The organism is Glutamicibacter mishrai (assembly GCF_012221945.1).
GTDB lineage: Bacteria > Actinomycetota > Actinomycetes > Actinomycetales > Micrococcaceae > Glutamicibacter > Glutamicibacter mishrai.
In genome coordinates this window covers 950,974-967,203 of record NZ_CP032549.1, presented here as the reverse complement: position 1 = coordinate 967,203, position 16,230 = coordinate 950,974, and the positions used below count along the sequence as shown (strand labels likewise).

Annotated in this window: 13 protein-coding genes; 7 read left to right on the top strand and 6 right to left on the bottom strand. The window is 52.6% G+C overall.

The genetic code is table 11. From position 1 onward, the window contains the following. Window positions 1-509: 509 nt before the first annotated feature. The 4 genes from D3791_RS04580 to lepB are packed head-to-tail and all read left to right on the top strand — an operon-like array spanning window position 510 to window position 4,521. Window positions 510-2,012: a tyrosine-protein kinase domain-containing protein gene (locus D3791_RS04580; RefSeq protein ID WP_172511405.1), complete on the top strand. Its 1,503-nt coding sequence runs from the start codon at window positions 510-512 to the stop codon at window positions 2,010-2,012. A gap of 27 nt (window positions 2,013-2,039) precedes the next feature. Then, window positions 2,040-2,606, top strand: coding sequence for an arsenate reductase/protein-tyrosine-phosphatase family protein (locus D3791_RS04575; RefSeq protein ID WP_172511404.1), 567 nt, complete (start codon window positions 2,040-2,042; stop codon window positions 2,604-2,606). After that, window positions 2,607-3,764, top strand: a complete 1,158-nt coding sequence (locus tag D3791_RS04570; protein ID WP_172511403.1) for a PqqD family peptide modification chaperone — start codon at window positions 2,607-2,609, stop codon at window positions 3,762-3,764. After that, window positions 3,748-4,521, top strand: a complete 774-nt coding sequence (gene lepB, locus D3791_RS04565) for a signal peptidase I (RefSeq protein WP_172511402.1) — start codon at window positions 3,748-3,750, stop codon at window positions 4,519-4,521. Before D3791_RS04570 ends, lepB begins: the two co-directional genes overlap by 17 nt. On the opposite strand, the gene D3791_RS04560 is transcribed toward lepB, so the two are convergent. The 4 genes from D3791_RS04560 to D3791_RS04545 are packed head-to-tail and all read right to left on the bottom strand — an operon-like array spanning window position 4,518 to window position 9,085. Continuing rightward, a complete protein-coding gene (locus tag D3791_RS04560; RefSeq protein ID WP_172511401.1) occupies window positions 4,518-5,903 on the bottom strand; it encodes an O-antigen ligase family protein in 1,386 nt (461 codons plus the stop codon). The two genes, lepB and D3791_RS04560, sit on opposite strands and share 4 nt — an antisense overlap. 55 nt (window positions 5,904-5,958) lie before the next feature. Then, a complete protein-coding gene (locus D3791_RS04555) occupies window positions 5,959-7,023 on the bottom strand; it encodes a polysaccharide pyruvyl transferase family protein (RefSeq protein WP_172511400.1) in 1,065 nt (354 codons plus the stop codon). Next, entirely contained in the window at window positions 7,020-8,039 is a 1,020-nt protein-coding gene (locus D3791_RS04550) for a glycosyltransferase family 4 protein (RefSeq protein ID WP_172512899.1), read from the bottom strand. Before D3791_RS04550 ends, D3791_RS04555 begins: the two co-directional genes overlap by 4 nt. Window positions 8,040-8,053: 14 nt before the next feature. After that, window positions 8,054-9,085: a glycosyltransferase gene (locus D3791_RS04545; RefSeq protein WP_172511399.1), complete on the bottom strand. Its 1,032-nt coding sequence runs from the start codon at window positions 9,083-9,085 to the stop codon at window positions 8,054-8,056. Between the two features lie 340 nt (window positions 9,086-9,425). Between D3791_RS04545 and D3791_RS04540 the strand changes: the two genes are divergently transcribed. The 3 genes from D3791_RS04540 to D3791_RS04530 all read left to right on the top strand — a co-directional run bounded on the left by D3791_RS04540 (window position 9,426) and on the right by D3791_RS04530 (window position 13,147). Then, window positions 9,426-10,679, top strand: coding sequence for a polysaccharide pyruvyl transferase family protein (locus D3791_RS04540; RefSeq protein ID WP_172511398.1), 1,254 nt, complete (start codon window positions 9,426-9,428; stop codon window positions 10,677-10,679). Beyond that, window positions 10,676-11,926, top strand: a complete 1,251-nt coding sequence (locus tag D3791_RS04535; protein WP_172511397.1) for a hypothetical protein — start codon at window positions 10,676-10,678, stop codon at window positions 11,924-11,926. The genes D3791_RS04540 and D3791_RS04535 overlap by 4 nt, the downstream gene beginning before the upstream one ends. Before the next feature lie 84 nt (window positions 11,927-12,010). Continuing rightward, on the top strand, window positions 12,011-13,147 hold the full coding sequence (locus tag D3791_RS04530) for a nucleotidyltransferase family protein (RefSeq protein WP_172511396.1): 1,137 nt from the start codon (window positions 12,011-12,013) through the stop codon (window positions 13,145-13,147). Between the two features lie 281 nt (window positions 13,148-13,428). On the opposite strand, the gene D3791_RS04525 is transcribed toward D3791_RS04530, so the two are convergent. Both D3791_RS04525 and mgrA read right to left on the bottom strand, forming a co-directional pair. Continuing rightward, window positions 13,429-14,811, bottom strand: a complete 1,383-nt coding sequence (locus D3791_RS04525; RefSeq protein ID WP_172511395.1) for an NAD-dependent succinate-semialdehyde dehydrogenase — start codon at window positions 14,809-14,811, stop codon at window positions 13,429-13,431. Between the two features lie 271 nt (window positions 14,812-15,082). Beyond that, the gene (gene mgrA, locus D3791_RS04520) at window positions 15,083-16,129 is read right to left on the bottom strand and encodes an L-glyceraldehyde 3-phosphate reductase (RefSeq protein ID WP_172512898.1); all 1,047 of its coding nucleotides are present in this window, start codon (window positions 16,127-16,129) and stop codon (window positions 15,083-15,085) included. Window positions 16,130-16,230: the final 101 nt, after the last annotated feature.

The following is a 16,230-nucleotide window of genomic DNA, read 5'->3' as shown; positions in this document are numbered from 1 at the left end:
GGATTCTCAAGCCATTTTTCTTGCTTCGACTAGCGCTTTCCGTCGGTGATATCGCCATCGCTAGGTCAGTGCTCGAACTTCAGGCTGCATCTCTTGCGTCCGTGCACCTGATGGAAACTCGCCCTTTTTGATGATTGGGCGCGAGTGCACATATGGGCTTTTGGCAGCCAGCTACTCAGTTGCCGAAGCAAGAGCTCTTTCGTGTTCTAATGCGCTGCCCAAACACGCGATTTCGTCTTACTTCATTCGGAGGCAAAACGCGCATTCAGTCACAGACCCATTGCCAGGATTTCTCGGTGCAGATGCCAGCGCTAAGAACGCGAAGCTCATTGCGAGACGTCGTGCAATTAGTCTTAGTTGATATTTAGACGACAGTACTTCGGACGCTTCGACAGATGAATCGTCCATTTGCGACACGAGTGCCTAATTTTCGACATGAAATTCTGAGTAAATTCGTGCATGGGTAGACTTTGTTAAGTCGCCTTTTTTGGATTGTAAGGAGTAAATGCGTGGAGATCGCAGATTACTGGAAGATCTTGCGTGCGCGCTGGATTAGTTTTGTTGCGATCACGTTGATCGGTGCGGCAATAGGTTTCGGTTGGGCTTCCTTGCAACCGAAAACTTATGTAGCAAATGCCAGCGGTATCTTGTCCGTTGGTGTGAGCACTGAGCTGGGAACAGCACTCGCGGGCGAGAACTACGCTAAATCGCGTATCAAGTCTTACGTCGACCTCGCTAAATCAAGACTCGTCGCGGAAAGCGTCAAAGAGAAGCTTGGACTCGAGCAGAGCCCGGATGAACTGATCGCAGCAATTTCAGTAACCAATCCCGTTGAGACTTCAACGTTGAAGGTCAGCGCAGAAGCGGGATCTCCTGATGCCGCTAAACAACTGGCGGAAGCTTGGATTGTAGCAATCGGCGGACAAGTATCGTCGTTCGAAAACGCTGATGCTAGCGCCGGTCAAAAGTCCATAGTTAATTTCCGGTCACTCGATGCAGCGCAGCGCCCGGCTTACCCTGCATCTCCAAATATGAAACTAGCCGTTCTGGTTGGGCTCTTGGCGGGCACGATCATTGCCGCTGCATACTTGCTGATTCGTCATAAATTCGACCGACGAATTTCCTCTACGGCTGCGGTGGAACAAGAAACCGGTCTTGCAGTTGTCGGTACATTGCCGACCGTTGAAAAGGACAATGCCGAGCGACGTCTGATCACAAGCGGTGGCGGAAACGATCGCGGAAACTCCAATCTTGCCGAGCATGCCATGGCTGAAGCATTACGCGAACTCCGCACAAATCTGCAGTTCATGAACATCGATAACCCGCCCCGCATGTTCGTCATAACCAGTGCACTACCAGGCGAGGGCAAATCAACCGTCACTGCGAACCTGGCAGTGACCATTGCTGCCAGCGGTCAACGAGTCGTGATTATCGATGGCGATTTGCGCCGACCAACTGTTGCAAAGACCTTTGATTTGATCGAAGGGGTAGGTCTAACTGATGTCCTCCTCGGTCGAGCTGAAATCGAGGATGTCCTCCAGCCGTGGGAACATGATGACAATTTGGCTGTCCTAGGCTCTGGCAAATTGCCACCGAACCCCTCTGAACTGCTTGGCTCTGATGCTTTCCACAACATCATCACGGAACTCGCAGAAGATCATATTGTCTTGATCGATGCCCCGCCACTACTGCCGGTTACTGACGCCGCAATTTTGACGGCTCGAACCCACGGAGCCCTAGTTGTCAGCCGGGTCGGGAAGACCAACTACGAAGCATTGAACGCAGCCATTGCTAATCTCTCCCGGGTCAATGCAGAGCCCCTGGGACTGATACTCAATGGAACGCCCCTCAAGGGTGAAGGCAGCCGAAATTATGGGTACGGCTACGGTTACCACTCGTACTATCACGCCACTGACAGCGTTGAGCTTTCTAAGCATGAATCGAAAGTATCCTCATTCGATTCGGCCCGACGAGTTTCGAAGAGGGGCACCATTAGGCGTCGTTCCAGATAACGGTCTAGTTGAATTTCAGGAGCTCCAATGAACCAACAGTCTAATAACTCGTTCCATTTATTGACGGTTTGTACAGGAAATATCTGTCGGTCGCCTTTAGCTGAAGCTTTATTTCAAGATGCCTACGAAGCGGACCCTGACGTGTACGTCAGTAGCGCCGGGCTTGAAGCGCTCGTCGGTTTTCCGATGGACGAGCAAGCTGCAAAGCAATTGGTACGTCTTGGCGGTAATCCAGACGACCTTTTTGCTGAGCAGTTTGAGGATGAACACGCCAGAAGTTCCAATCTGATTCTCACGATGTCCCTCGCCCAGAGACAACAAATTACTCGTGATTTTCCGAGGGCTGCACTAAGGACCTTCACTCTGGCGGAGTTTGCAGAAATAGCGGTTGCGGCTGTCAATGAGTCTGGTAGTTCGCTTCCCCTGGCAGGGCTGCTAGCCTATGCAAGGAAGCACAGAGGAAGCCACAAGGTCGACTCATCTAAGGACGTGCAGGACCCATTCCGACAGCCAGACCCTGTTCACGAAGCGACGGCTGATCACATCCACCGCTTGGCTCAACAAATCATTCACGCCAGCTCGGAAGCTAGGTAAATGACTTCTGAATTTGGTGCGGATACAACAATCCGAACCGCATTTTTTGACAACGGCGCGATCCCAGATGGCTTTTCGCTCCATGCCGTTGTCATGGGCATTTCCACGTTGGTTCGCGTTGTCGCCCATCCAGAGCATTTTGATGCGCGGATCTTCAGGGAAATGACAAGCATTTGGTCGCCGGCATCCGAGGTTGGCGATCAATCGTCTGTCATGGGGAACGAATCGCTACCCCTGATAACGATGGGCAAGTGCAATGACGTGAACGCAGAAGCGGTTGCTTCCGAATTCAGTACCGTTGTCACCAGGGTATCACTGCACGTTCTCAAGAAGGCCAACCAGCTTTTGCTGCACGCAGGTGGAATCGCAGACGATCATGGAAACGTGGCTGTCATCGTGGGCCCTAGTGGCCGGGGCAAGACGACCACTATCCGGGAAATGGCCAGAGAGTACTCCTACGTCTCGGACGAAACAATCGCTATCGATGCGGAAGGGCGCGTGCTGCCGTACCCTAAGCCGCTCAGCGTTATCGTGTCGGAGCATAAACACAAACAGCAGATTCCAAGCGCGCAACTCGGCATGAAGCAATTAGAGTCTAACCAGCTGCGAATTGGCAGCATTGTGATTCTAGAGCGCGGGAAAAGCGGGTCTAAAGGAGATGTAGAGCCAGTTTCCCTGGCTGAGGCGTTGAATCTAATTAGTTCCCAGAGCAGCTACTTAACATTCGTTACGCACCCCTTGGCGTTTATCGCACGGCTCATGAACGAGACAGGTGGCTTCAAGCGACTTACGGCTGGTTCAGTCGACTTCCTGGCGTCGTTGGCGCCTAAACTTTGGGAGCCATATCATGCGGAGCAGTGGGAACATGTCATGCCATCCGATAGGCGAAATTCCTTCGTGGGTTCTGAAGTTGTTGATGCCTTGTCCACAATTGACGGTGTCTTGGTCATGACATCTGAGGGCAAGCTCCATACGCTGTCAGCCATCGCCTCCGATATATGGCGCGGTCTGTTTAGGGGAGCGCGTCTGGAAAACATCGGGCAAAAAATTGAATCAGAATTTGGAACCCCTTTGAATACGAGCATTCACAACGCAGTATCTGAATATGTCGAAGAGCTAAAAGCACTTCGTATCATTAGTGATGTCGCAGAATTCTAGTGAATTGATGGGAATGCCGGTGCAACGAGCCAACGAGGGGCAACATGATGCCAAACGCGGTTTCTTGAAGTCACCCCTTTTTCATCTATTAGCCGCGATCCTAGTGGTCGCCCTTTTCCAAGGATTTGTAGCGAAACTCTTCGTAGTTCCTACTGGGTCGATGCAACCCACGATAGAGATCGGTGAACGGATCGTCGTTGACAAGACGGCCTATCGATACGGAGCTGGAAAAACGCCACAACCAAGCGACATCGTAGTTTTCAAAAAGGATGTTGAGACCTGGGAATCTTCGAAGGGCGAAGTACAAGATAAATCCACAGTGAAGTATGCGATCAAGTTCGTGCTTGGCGATTTATTAGGTATCGGCCCCACAACGAACGAGCTGCTGGTCAAAAGAGTAATCGCGGTGGAAGGCCAAGTTGTCAGATGCTGTAGCTCTGACTCGGGAGCGATGGTTGTTGATGGTGTACCCCTGGACGAACCGTATGTGTTCAAAGACCCGACCACTGTTGCCAATAAATTTGACTGTGGCTCCGACTCATATTCCTCTCGATGCCTGCCGACGGTGACAGTACCTGAAGGCAAATTGCTTGTGCTTGGCGATCACCGAGCCATTAGTGACGACGGAGCTACAGAATGCCGAAGCGACAAAGAGCAACAATCGGTTGATTGCTACCGATGGGTAGATCGCAAAGACGTCGTAGGAAAAGCTTCCTTCAAAATTTGGCCCCTTTCATCATGGGGACCGATTCACTAGTCGACAGAATTGGGTTTTCTGGGATCAGCGATCATTCCCTGATTGATCCCCACGAGAGCTGGATCAACGTCCGGATCACTCTCATAGGTCCCGGAAATGATGAAGGCCGAGAAGATCCAAATTGGGATGAAGGTCCACGACGACTGCGAAGCTATACCTAGCGCGATCAAGAAGAACACACCGAGCAGGGTCTTGTCGTTCCTGCGAACGCGCTTCAAGAGGCTCCACATGAACGCTATGAAAACCAACAGGGCTATTACTCCCAGCTCGGAACCGATCTGCATATAGGCATTTTCAGCAATGGTTCTGCGATCTGGGAGAAAATACCAGAATGGCGAATCGATCGACGCTGGATCCTTAAAGTACCAGAAACCGAATCTTCCGGGACCGACGCCCAGAATTGGGTTATCCCACATCATGCGCCAAGCAATTTCGGTCTTGAGGCTACGTACCTCAATTGATGCCGTCGCACCCTCAATCTGGTGAGATCCAGCCGCAAGACCGAGCTTCGCAGCCTGGAGAATGATCAGGTTTCGCAGACTGTCTACGAGCAACACGGTGATGACGGAAGCAGCTAACCCCATACCGATCTTGATTGCAGCACGCGTAGACGGTCTCATCAAAACCAGAAGGAAAACTACGAGCACCAAGCCCACAATTCCCGTAGTTGACTGCGAATAAGCCAATGTAAACAGCGCAACGCTAAGGGTCAGGTACGCTCGGCATCGCCAAGCAACCAACACTGAAATTGCCGAGAAGAACCCCAGATGCTGACCTTCTGTGAAAGTTCCATTTCTCATGGCCCCTTCGCCTGAACCGGTGAGCGACTCGCTACGGATCTTTGTTTCGTACGAGAACAACTCGAGTATGTCGACCCGGTCCATCTGCATCATTGCCAGCTGAAACGCGACTCCAGCAAAGCAAACCCAAATCGACAGTTTGATAGCTTTTTGGAACATTTCATGAGGAACCTCGGAAGCAACCCTCCACATGAACAAAACGAAAATTGGATAGATGGTGTAGAAAATGAGATCACCGTCAGGCGATCGGCTGTAGCCAAGAAAATCTCCAAGCGGCGTTCGTGCCGCCAGATGGAACAGTGCGGATAACAGCAAGATGGCCAGGAGCGCGATTATCAGCTTGAACTCGGCGGGGGATTTCTTTTTTCGAGAGCTGAACAGCCATAGAACTATTGACCCAGCCATAAGGAGTTCGGAGGGCTTGAGCGGGCTGCCAATATTAATAGTGAACGCCTGTTGCAGAGGCACGAGGCTGATCGCCACAAGGGCGAGACGCAAATAGAGAGGAGTGGAGTTCTTCGGCAGGTGTTTCTTACCCGTGGAAGCGTGCTGGTCATTCCAGGTAGCTCGTTGACGGCTCAAGCCAGAGCTCCTTTCTTCCTCTAGATGCGTGCTCAACTCTTGTTACTTACGGTGCTTAGATTCTCGTCGTAGAACTGCCGGCATGCTTCATTTGGGTAACCAGCGTGGAATAGGCACTCCGACGATGTGACACGGACTTCTCGATTTGCTGAGCGTAGCTTTCGCGCGCTTGCTTATCTTTCATCAGCGCTTGTGCCTGTTTCAAGACAACTGACGCATCGAAGTCATTTACATTGTGCACGAATTCGTTCAGCCCTAAATCATCGAAGGCGCCGAAACCCTTGCGTTCGTATGCCAGATGGATTACGAAGTGCCCAGCGCGTAGAGCCATGAGCGCTGCGTGTAACCGGACAGCGATAATGACTCTAGTTGGCCCGTTCTCAAGCAACGTCGTCTTATCGATCTCTGGATGGGTGCCCAGGGACTCAGTTGCCCGTGTGTCATCATTTCCACCTGTACGGCTCTGGACGTAGACGTCATAGTCGCTAAGGAGAGAGGAAAGTTCCATGACATCGTCAGGCACTTTGCCTTTGACATCCCGAACAGATAGGACGGCTTTAGCCAGTGGCTCGTCTAGGCTGGGCTCAATTGTGGAGCCGCTGATCAGCGCCAGATCGGGGACTCTCCTCACCGGGGCAATTGATCCCACTTCCTGGACGCTTCGATCATCTCGCAACGCCACTACCGAACAACGTTTGAGAAGTTGTTGCACCGGCCTTCTGCTGCCGAATCGAAGTGGCCCAATACTTTGAGGCATGTAAATTGAGGGAACACGCGAAAAAGACGCGGCAACCAGCTGCGGCCCATGTATGAGCATGGTCTTGAGGGCTTCGATTGGGGTGCCGAATCGCAGATACCCACCTCCGACTGCAACAAGTACATCGAAGGACTTTCGCAGTTGAAACAGCGAACGCAAGTACTTCATGTCATAGCCGCGCCGGCTAAGTCCAGAATCCAAGACAGTGACGCCCAGATGGCTAAACGTCTCCGGATGAGAGGCAAACACGGAAATTTCGCTGTCCTCGCCAAATGCATCATAGATACATCTCAGGGACTCTTCGACCAACAGGCCGTCGCCCAGGTTGGCTGCGCTGTAACCATGGAGCAACAAGATTCTCATGCCAGTAGTCCTTCATAAATCTCCAGATGCTTCGCTACAGACTGATCCCAGGTGAACTGTTCAACCCAAGGCTGATAGTCACGGGTTCCTGAGTTTCTGAGTGACTCATCCGTCACGGCACGTATGATTCCTTCACGAAGCGAGTCCGTGTTCGGGCTTTCAAAGCGCAAAGCAGGGCCAGCGACTTCGGCGAGCGAGCCCTCTGAAGTCGTGATCGTGACAGCGCCGGCGGCCATTGCTTCGAGCACTGGAAAACCAAATCCTTCATAAAGACTCGGGAACGCGAACACCGTGCACTGTTGCATAAGCGCGATCTTGTCGTCATCAGAAACGAAGCCCAAGTGAATCACATTGGTGGCCGCTTCAATTTTCTTCATGGAATCTTCAAAGTTCCAGGCGGGCTTGCCTGCAATGACCAAAGGGAGGCCCAGCGCCTTAACCGAAGGATGCTGAAAAGCATCGATCAACGCCATCAAATTCTTTCTAGGCTCGACGTTGCCCAGATAGAGCACGTAATCGCTAGGGATTTTGGCGGAGACTTCAGCGCTGAGTTCGCGTTGCGATCGGAAATCACCTATATCAATGCCGTGATGGATAACGTGGATTCGAGATTTGTCCACTCCGAAAATTTCATGAATATCTGTAGCACTTGAATTAGAGACCGTGATTATCTCGTCGCAGCTGGCAATGGCACGGCCTACGCGGGTTCGCCAAATAAATTCTTGGGTCATGTTCCTTGCAGAATCGATCCATCTGCTGGCCACGCCGTGAACTGTGACGACAGAAGGAGTGCGCGTCTTGAAAAGAGGGCCTGTATCCGCGACGTAGTGCAAAACTTCGCGGTCGTCAGATCGCCCACGTAGTCCCGCCAGTGATTCGTTGACCAGAGTCAAAGCTGGGTGCGCACCTTGAGGTATACGATTGATAGTTACGCCTTGAGCCTGAAGTCCTTCAGCTAGTGTTCGTGCATACGTCGTGTTGCCACCTACGTGACGATCTAGGATTCTTGCTGGCATTTTGACAGACAGGTTCATGAGAGTGCCTCACCATAGATGGACTGGAGTTCACGCTGTTGGTTCTTAACCGACATTTCTTCGGTCAGGTTTCGGGCCAAGTTCCGGAGCTTTGATTGGAAGTCGGCTGATTGTTCAACTGACTTAAGCGACTCATAAGCGGCTTCGGGTGTTCCGATCTTGTGGAGGTCGAATCCCTCGAAGCAGGCTAGTTCTCGAACGATGATGGGCAGATCCATCGCTGCTGCATCGAGCACGCTTAGAGGGAAACCCTCGTAGGAAGCCGAATGGAAATAGACGTCACTCGTTTCGAGCGCAGAAATCAGCGACGCTTTGTCGAGCCACCCAGTCACATTAATTCCCCGGTGTTTTAAGTCATTTTCATCATCGGCGTTGTCGGCCCCGCCGATCCACGTGAAGTTCCAATCCTGGCCCGCCGCGGAAGCGATCTCCGCAACCTGGGCAAAAAAGTCCGGATCTTTTTGAGGCGCTACCCGCCCAACCATGGATATGGTGAACGGTTTTTGGCTACCAGGCTTCTCAACTGACGGGAGGACCGCAGCTAGATCCGACGCGCTAATGGTCGGAACATTTGACAGTTGCATTACCTTTTGGTTCGGCCTGAGAGACTTGGCAAGTTTGGCTTCATGGGCTGTTAGAGCCACAGTGATTTTAGTATTGATCGACAACAACGATTCCATGCCCCGATACACGGATTTCAGTAATCGCGGCCTTCGAGGGTCATCGAATACGAAGCAATGCGGTTCATAGATGACGGGCGTTTGAGTAGGCAGCAACCGCGTGTAGAGGCCTGCCCAGCTTGAATGAGCATGGACAATGTCGGGGCGAATTAAATTAACGGCTCTCTTGAAAGCAATAATTCGCGAAACAATTGACGTCGGCAAGGTGTCAGTAGATGAAAATAAGTTACTGGGCGCGTCGTCACCTGAATACAAAAGATGATGGTCCGCATCAAAGTTCTCAGCAATACTATTAATTGCCCTACTAACGCCCCCGGCATAGCATTCCGTAACGTGCAGAATTCTCAAGTCAGCCCTTCAATTCAAAGTAACCAAGCGTGGCCGCATCGCATGGAGCGTTTGAAAACTAGCAATTGGTGCCTGCTTAACAACATTCACTTAATAGTAATGCTGAAACGCTGGATCCTTCGGCCATGCCTGTCATGTACCGGTAATACGTGAAGGAGACTCGTTTACAAGCGTCTTTTGACACGACTGAAACGTGGAAGTGCTGAGATTCCTCGATTATTCGGTATTTCAGGTCAAAAAGAAATGATGAGCCTTACCGATATCCATATAAGATTGATACCGTCGCATGAACACCGGGGTGGCTTGCCCCGACACTCGCCGAATGTTGAGGTAGAAATTGTTGGCCAAAGAATTCGCCAAGAACGTCGTTCGAAGGATATGGCGAAGTGGCCTGTACGCGGAGGTGTTGCATCTGACGGATCTGGTTGGTGCGACGATCGCGAAGCCCAAGGCTAGTGAAGATGGGTTCACCGTCGTTATGAGCCCAGCCGGAGACGGCAATATTGGCGATAGCGCCATGCTTTTGTCATTCTTAGACAGGTCAAGCGGACCAGTAAAAGTAATGATGAAGGTTCCTAAAGATGGATTCGAATCCTCGCTAATGTCGGAAATTCGTGAAACGTATGGCCCGCGGGTAACTTTCGTCTCTGGCAGGGCTTTTTACCGTTCTTTGCCTCCAATGCGCTTGTCTAGCTCCATTCGTTTCGCGCGTGAAATCAACGGGGCTAAGAGCTTTTTCGTACATGGCGCAGACACAATTGACGGAGGCAATGTATCTGCCAGTCTCGCCGCATGGAGCTTGTGCCGGGTTGCATCGAGAGTTGGATTACGGTGCGGCGTGCTCGGATTTAGCTGGCGCGAGCAGGTACCGGAAGTCGTTGCCAAGTCGATGTCCAAAGCGAACAAAACAGTTCCGGCCTACTTGCGCGACGAGATTTCTTGGCAACGAATTCGCAAGTCAGGTGCAGTCAAAGCGATACCTGTAGCGGACATGGCGTTTTCGCTAGAGCGCGAAACAATTGCGCCAACAACAGTCAAGAACTGGATTGAAGATCAAGCGCTGTCTGATAAACCGATAGTTGCTCTCAACGTGAGTGGCCTCATTTCCAACTACATGGATCAGACCCCTGAAATCAAAGCGATCGTTGAACAGATCCACACACTCGGCGCTCGCGTTTTGTTCGTTCCCCATGTAATTCGAGAGACTGACGACGATCTGGCCGTCTGCCGAACGATGTATGGGAAATTCGCCAACGAGGATGACCTGCTCGTTGACGAGTTACTGTCGCCCCTACAAGTACGATGGATCGCGTCAAAAGCAGCTGCTGTTGTAACCGGACGCATGCATTTTTCTATTCTGTCCCTGAGCACTGCCACGCCCGTGATTGCCTTGGCTACGGCAGGCAAGGTGGAGGGGCTGTTCAAGCTTTTTGAATTGGAACGTTTGGTCGTTCCGGTGTCCGAAGGTTTTGGTTCGAACGTCGCTCGTGTCTTGTCGGGCTTGTGGCAAGAACGCGTCGAGACGAGCGAGTTGATCAAGCTGCGGTTACCTGCTATCCGTGAGCGTTCTATGAAGAACTTTGAGCTACTGTGAGCCAACGTCCAGGTAGCGCGAAAAGCCGTTTGCTCGCTATAGCCGGCAAACTGGGCGGATTTGGTTTTGCACCGTTGCTCGTCTCCTTGGCGTCGGTAATTTCCGTGCCGTTGGTCTTGGCCGGCATTGGCTCCGGGCCTTGGGTAAGTATCGCTGTTGGGCAAGCAGTTGGAGATGTGGCACGTTCCGTAGTTGCTTGGAGCTGGAACTCCACTGGCCTGACTGCAATCGCAAAGATGAATCCGCAAGAGCGTATTCAATACTATTTCGCTTCCCTTGCGCCTCGGCTGCTCCTGTTGATCCCAGTTCTGTTCCTACTAGTTGTTTTCGTCATGGTTTGGCCGTTGGAGAGCCAACTCCTAGCGCTACTGTCAGCTGTCTCGGGAGCAGTATTTGGGCTAAGCGGCGCGTGGGTTTATATCGGATCAAGAGAGCCTCGGCCCTTGATAATTTACAATTCGGTACCTCGCGCCGTGAGTACAGTCGTCGGCTCTGTAATGGTGACGATCACACATATCGGTTGGTTCTTCCCAGCCATGCTCATTGTGGGAAACCTGATGGCTGTCGTATGGACTAACAAGGATATGAAAAATCGTCAGCGCAAGCTTGGGGTTGAACTGGAAAAGTTCAACCTCAAGAAATCGCTACGTCTTATCGCAAACAACGCCTCAGGTTTTGTCGTCGGCTTCTTCCTGACGCTGCGGATGTCAGCTCCTGTCATGATCGCACCGATTATCGCGCCTGAAGGAGCCGCTGTAGTCGCTCTTGCTGACAAGATCATCCGTTGGGTGAATACGGGGCTGACGCCGCTGATGCAGTTTGTCCAAACCGGAATTCCGTTGGGCGATCAGTCTGTCGCTAAGAAAGTTGGCAGAGGCGTCAAAGTTGCATGGGTCGCATTCCCTGTTATTTTCGTGCTTGTATTGGTTTTCGCTCCGATTGTCTCGTACGTGGTTTCTGCGAATCAGGTGCACTTCTCAACTCTGGAATTTGCGGCGCTGTCACTTATTTGTGCGGCGCTCTTTACGGGTAATGTCATTGGAAACGGCGCCTTGGTCTTCCTGAATAAGGTGGGCCTGGTCGCAAAAGTTGCTGTGGCTGGACTGGTATTGCTTCTGGCCCTCTCGTTGGGACTCATGCGTGCATTTGAGTCCCACTCGGTAATCATGGCTTTTTCGCTTGCGGAATTCTGCGTGTGCCTAATATTGTCATCTGTCGCCTTGGCAAGCATTCGTGGGTGTAAGTGAGAAGGAGCATTCTGCAATGAGTCATTCGACTGGCTCAGATTGCCACGAATTTCGAATCCCAACGCTCAATGAAGAGGGGGTGCAATGTTGAAACTCTGGAAATCGATCGGTTTTGGCGTGGTCGAAACTTCTGATGATGCAAAATACGGCAACGGTGCGCAAGATTCGCTTGTGGTCCTTCCAGCTTCACCAGCTCCTCCGTTGATGTTGAATGAAGCTGCGTCAAAGTTGTGGCGCAAAGGTGTCGATTCACCGGTGTTCGAGGAGGACTTGAACGCGGACGAATCACAAATGATCTCTGAATTTGTGGACATGGGTATTGCCAGTGCTGGGCAGACTGAAACCGCATTGCGAATTTCCAAGCCGGTCATGACATCGATAGAGCATGAGCTGGTTTATGCGTTGATAGCTAAGTTGTGCGTCCAGAATTCAATTGAGTACGTCTTTGTTAAGGGACCGATTCAATATGACTATGGTCTGCGTGATCGTAAGCATTCAGCCGATGTCGACGTGTGGATTGACCCGAACAGAATTCAGGAATTCTTGACCGTCATGGAGCCATGGGGTTGGAGTGCCGATTCTGAGCGATGGCTTCATTCGAAATTCAATCACTCTGTGACGCTCAATGCTTCAACCTGGGGCTGTCAGATCGACGTTCATAGATACTTCCCGGGCAGCACCAAGTCCCCAACAGATGCATTTGACGCTGTAATCGGGTGGAGGGACGCCGTCCATTACGCGGGTGCGGAGGCCCTTGTACTTTCCAAGCCTGCGGCGGCAGTGCTTTACGCTCTTCATGGTCTCAGGCCCGAATCCCGTCACAAGAAGAAAACCATGGACTATTCCGATGCCGCAGTAGCCCTTGGCATCGGAGGTTCAGAAACGGTCCGGTTTTCAAAGGAATTCGCTTGCACCGATGTGCTTTTTGACGCGCTTACAGATGCGTTTCCTGACGAGCCCGTAGATCGCACCAATAGGCTGCCCGAAGACTGGAAATGGAGATCAGAATCCAGCTGGGTGCGGGCATATTTCATGATCTTGAAATCGTTGAAGCCCAGAGAGTGGTTTGGATTCCTGAAGGATGTTGTAAGGGCACCGGCGCCTGTGGGGTCTAGCGGTGCTAACGGCGTCAGTGGCTTCAAGCGAATCATTTATAGGGTTTCGCCACAATGGACTAAGGCCAAGATTGCGCTCAGCCGGTGTCTGAATAGAAGACGCTGAGAAACGTTAGCGGGCCTGATGTTAAAACGATACTTAGCGATCGGGAAACTATTCGTTGCACGCACAATTGTTTAGCAGGAATCTTTGGTCCCTGCGGCTGGCAGATTTCACACAACAAATCGGGCAAAGCGCAATCCACGCATTGATGACCAGTAACCGAGAGACAAATATCGGATAGTTAGAGACTGTCTGTTCCGCTCGGGGTAAGTCGTAACTCGATGCGGGCAAACAAAATGGGAGGTAACTGAGCATCGCTCAGCTACCTCCCATTTCTAATTGGATTATTCGCCCACGTAGAACAGGCGCTTGTTGACGAATTCGTCCATGCCCAGCGGGCCAAGCTCGCGGCCGAAGCCTGAGCGCTTGACGCCGCCAAATGGCATTTCAGCACCTTCGGCGCTGGCCACGTTGACGTTGGTCATGCCGGACTGCAGCTTCTGGGCGACCTTGGAAGCGCGCTCCACGTCGGTGGAGTGGACGGAGCCACCCAGACCGTAGATGGTGTCGTTGGCCAGCTCGGTTGCTTCCTCGTCGCTGCTTACCTTGTAGACCACGGCAACTGGGCCGAAGAGCTCTTCGTAGTAAGCGCGCATGTCCTTGGTGATGCCAGTAAGAACCGCAGGGGAGTAGTAGGCCGATGGGCCGTCGTGCAGTACGCCACCGGCGTGCAGGGTTGCGCCCTTGGAGACAGCATCCTGAACCTGCTCGTGCAGGCTCTCAGCTGCCTTGCGCGAGGACAGGGGAGCGAAGGTGCCTTCTGCCTCTTCCATTGGATCGCCTGGCTTCAAGCCCTCGGCACGCTTGGTCAGTTCTGCAACGAACTCGTCGTAGATGTCTTCCATGACGATCATGCGCTTATTCGAGTTGCAGGCCTGGCCGGTGTTGTCGATGCGGTAGCCCCATGCGGTATCTACGATGCCTGGGACGTCATCAGAATCCAGGACAACGAACGGATCCGAACCGCCCAGTTCCAGCACAGCCTTCTTCAAGTTGCGGCCAGCCTGCTCGCCGATGATGGCGCCGGCACGCTCGGAACCGGTCAAGGAGACACCCTGGATCCGGGAATCGGCAATGATGGTGGAGATCTGGTCGTGGGTGGCGAACACGTTGTTGTAAACGCCTGCTGGCACGCCAGCTTCATCCATGATTTCCTGAATGGCCAATGCCGAACGAGGGCAGGATTCCGCATGCTTCAGGATGATGGTGTTGCCCAGCATCAGGTTGGGAGCTGCGAAGCGAGCTACCTGGTACAGCGGGAAGTTCCAAGGCATGATGCCCAGCAATGGGCCAACTGGGCGTTTCTGCACAACAGCCTTGCCGCCGGAGAACGACTTGATCTCCTGATCCGCAGCGAGGGTTGGGCCCTCGGTTGCGAAGTATTCAAAGATCTCCTGGCAGAACTGCGCCTCGCCCACTGCTTCAGACAGTGGCTTACCCATTTCGGTGGTCATGATCTTGCCAAGTTCATCAGCGCGCTCGGCGAAGAGAGCTCCAACCTTGGAGACAATCTTTGCGCGTTCGTTGATGTCGACGTCCTGCCATGACTCGTAGGCGGACTGAGCGGCTGCCAGAGCCTGCTCAACTTGTTCGTCGGTTGCAGCGTCGAATTCCTCGACAACATCGCCGGTAGCCGGGTTCAAGACCTTATAGGTTGGGGCGCTCATCAATGCTCCTGTCGTTTGTACAGATTGGTCAGCGTAAGCCTGTATCTTGACGCTATCGAACTTGAATCAATAAATGAATGTAATTCACTTCATTGTGCGTCTTCTCCGAGCTTATCCTCAGAAACGACTTTGAGCCAGTATGAAGAAGCAATATTCGCCCGCGGAAAACAAGCTGTGGTTTCAAGCAAAAGCAATGCCGTGGTCTTCCCGTTGAAACGCGGGAAGACCACGGCAGGTGCAACAGCTTCAGCCAGCTGGATTCAAGGCATCATCAGCTGATTGCCGAGGCACGCCACCAGTCGATGCCCGCATCACCCTGGGCGATTTCGGCAATCGCGGACAGTTCGGCTTCGCTGAATTCCAGGTTGCCTAGGGCGCCCAAGTTTTCATCCAGCTGCTTGGTGGATGAGGCACCGATCAACACCGAGGTTGCAGCGCCATCACGAAGCAACCATGCCAGTGCCATCTGGGCCAACGATTGGCCGCGCTCCTGGGCCACTTCGTTCAGCCGGCGTACCTTGGTCAAGTTTTCCTCGGTCAACTGGCTCTCCAGCGAACGCCGGCCGCCTTGGCGTTCAACGTTCGTGGTCGACAGGTACTTGTCGGTCAGCAAGCCCTGAGCCAATGGAGTGAACGCAATGGTGCCCATGCGCTCTTTCTCCAAGGTCTGCAGCAAGCCGTGCTCAACCCAAGGATTGAGGATGTTGTACGAAGGCTGGTGAATGACCAGCGGCGTGCCCAGGTCATCAGCGATCGCCTTGGCCTGCGCGGTACGTTCTGCCGAGTAGGAAGAGATGCCAACGTAGGTGGCCTTGCCCTGGCGCACCAGGGTGTCCAAGGCTCCAATGGTTTCTTCCAAAGGGGTCTTAGGGTCAAAACGGTGGGAGTAGAAGATATCTACATAGTGCAGGCCCATCTTCTTGAGTGACGCTTCACAAGAGGCCAACAGATACTTTCGGGAACCGAAGGTGCCGTACGGGCCCGGCCACATGTCGTAGCCCGCCTTGGAAGAGATGAGCAGCTCGTTGCGGTAAGGCTTGAAATCCTTGCGCATCATGCGCCCGAAGTTCTCTTCGGCAGAACCAGCCGGTGGGCCATAGTTATTGGCCAAGTCGAAGTGGTTGATGCCGTGGTCAAAGGCATGTCGAAGAATTTCGCGTTGACTGTCGAAAGGTCGGTTGTCTCCGAAGTTCCACCATAGTCCCAACGACAGTGGGGGTAGGCGCAGGCCTGAATCTCCGACGCGGCGGTAGCCATAGTGTTCATAGCGATCGGTCGCAGCGGTATAAGGGCGGTGTAGTTCTTTGGTGGCTGGCATTCGTTCGTATTCCACGAGGCACCTTTCTTGCAGCGTCTGTGCTGACTGGGCAGAGGTCAATGAGACTCCACTTCAGAGTATGCCAAAAGGTGAACTGCCCA

Coding starts and splice junctions, on each gene's coding strand:
- D3791_RS04555 (WP_172511400.1), bottom strand. CDS start 7,023: ATGAGAATCTTGTTGCTCCATGGTTACAGCGCAGCCAACCTGGGCGAC.
- mgrA (WP_172512898.1), bottom strand. CDS start 16,129: ATGCCAGCCACCAAAGAACTACACCGCCCTTATACCGCTGCGACCGAT.
- lepB (WP_172511402.1), top strand. CDS start 3,748: ATGTCGCAGAATTCTAGTGAATTGATGGGAATGCCGGTGCAACGAGCC.
- D3791_RS04575 (WP_172511404.1), top strand. CDS start 2,040: ATGAACCAACAGTCTAATAACTCGTTCCATTTATTGACGGTTTGTACA.
- D3791_RS04525 (WP_172511395.1), bottom strand. CDS start 14,811: ATGAGCGCCCCAACCTATAAGGTCTTGAACCCGGCTACCGGCGATGTT.
- D3791_RS04530 (WP_172511396.1), top strand. CDS start 12,011: ATGTTGAAACTCTGGAAATCGATCGGTTTTGGCGTGGTCGAAACTTCT.
- D3791_RS04550 (WP_172512899.1), bottom strand. CDS start 8,039: ATGCCAGCAAGAATCCTAGATCGTCACGTAGGTGGCAACACGACGTAT.
- D3791_RS04570 (WP_172511403.1), top strand. CDS start 2,607: ATGACTTCTGAATTTGGTGCGGATACAACAATCCGAACCGCATTTTTT.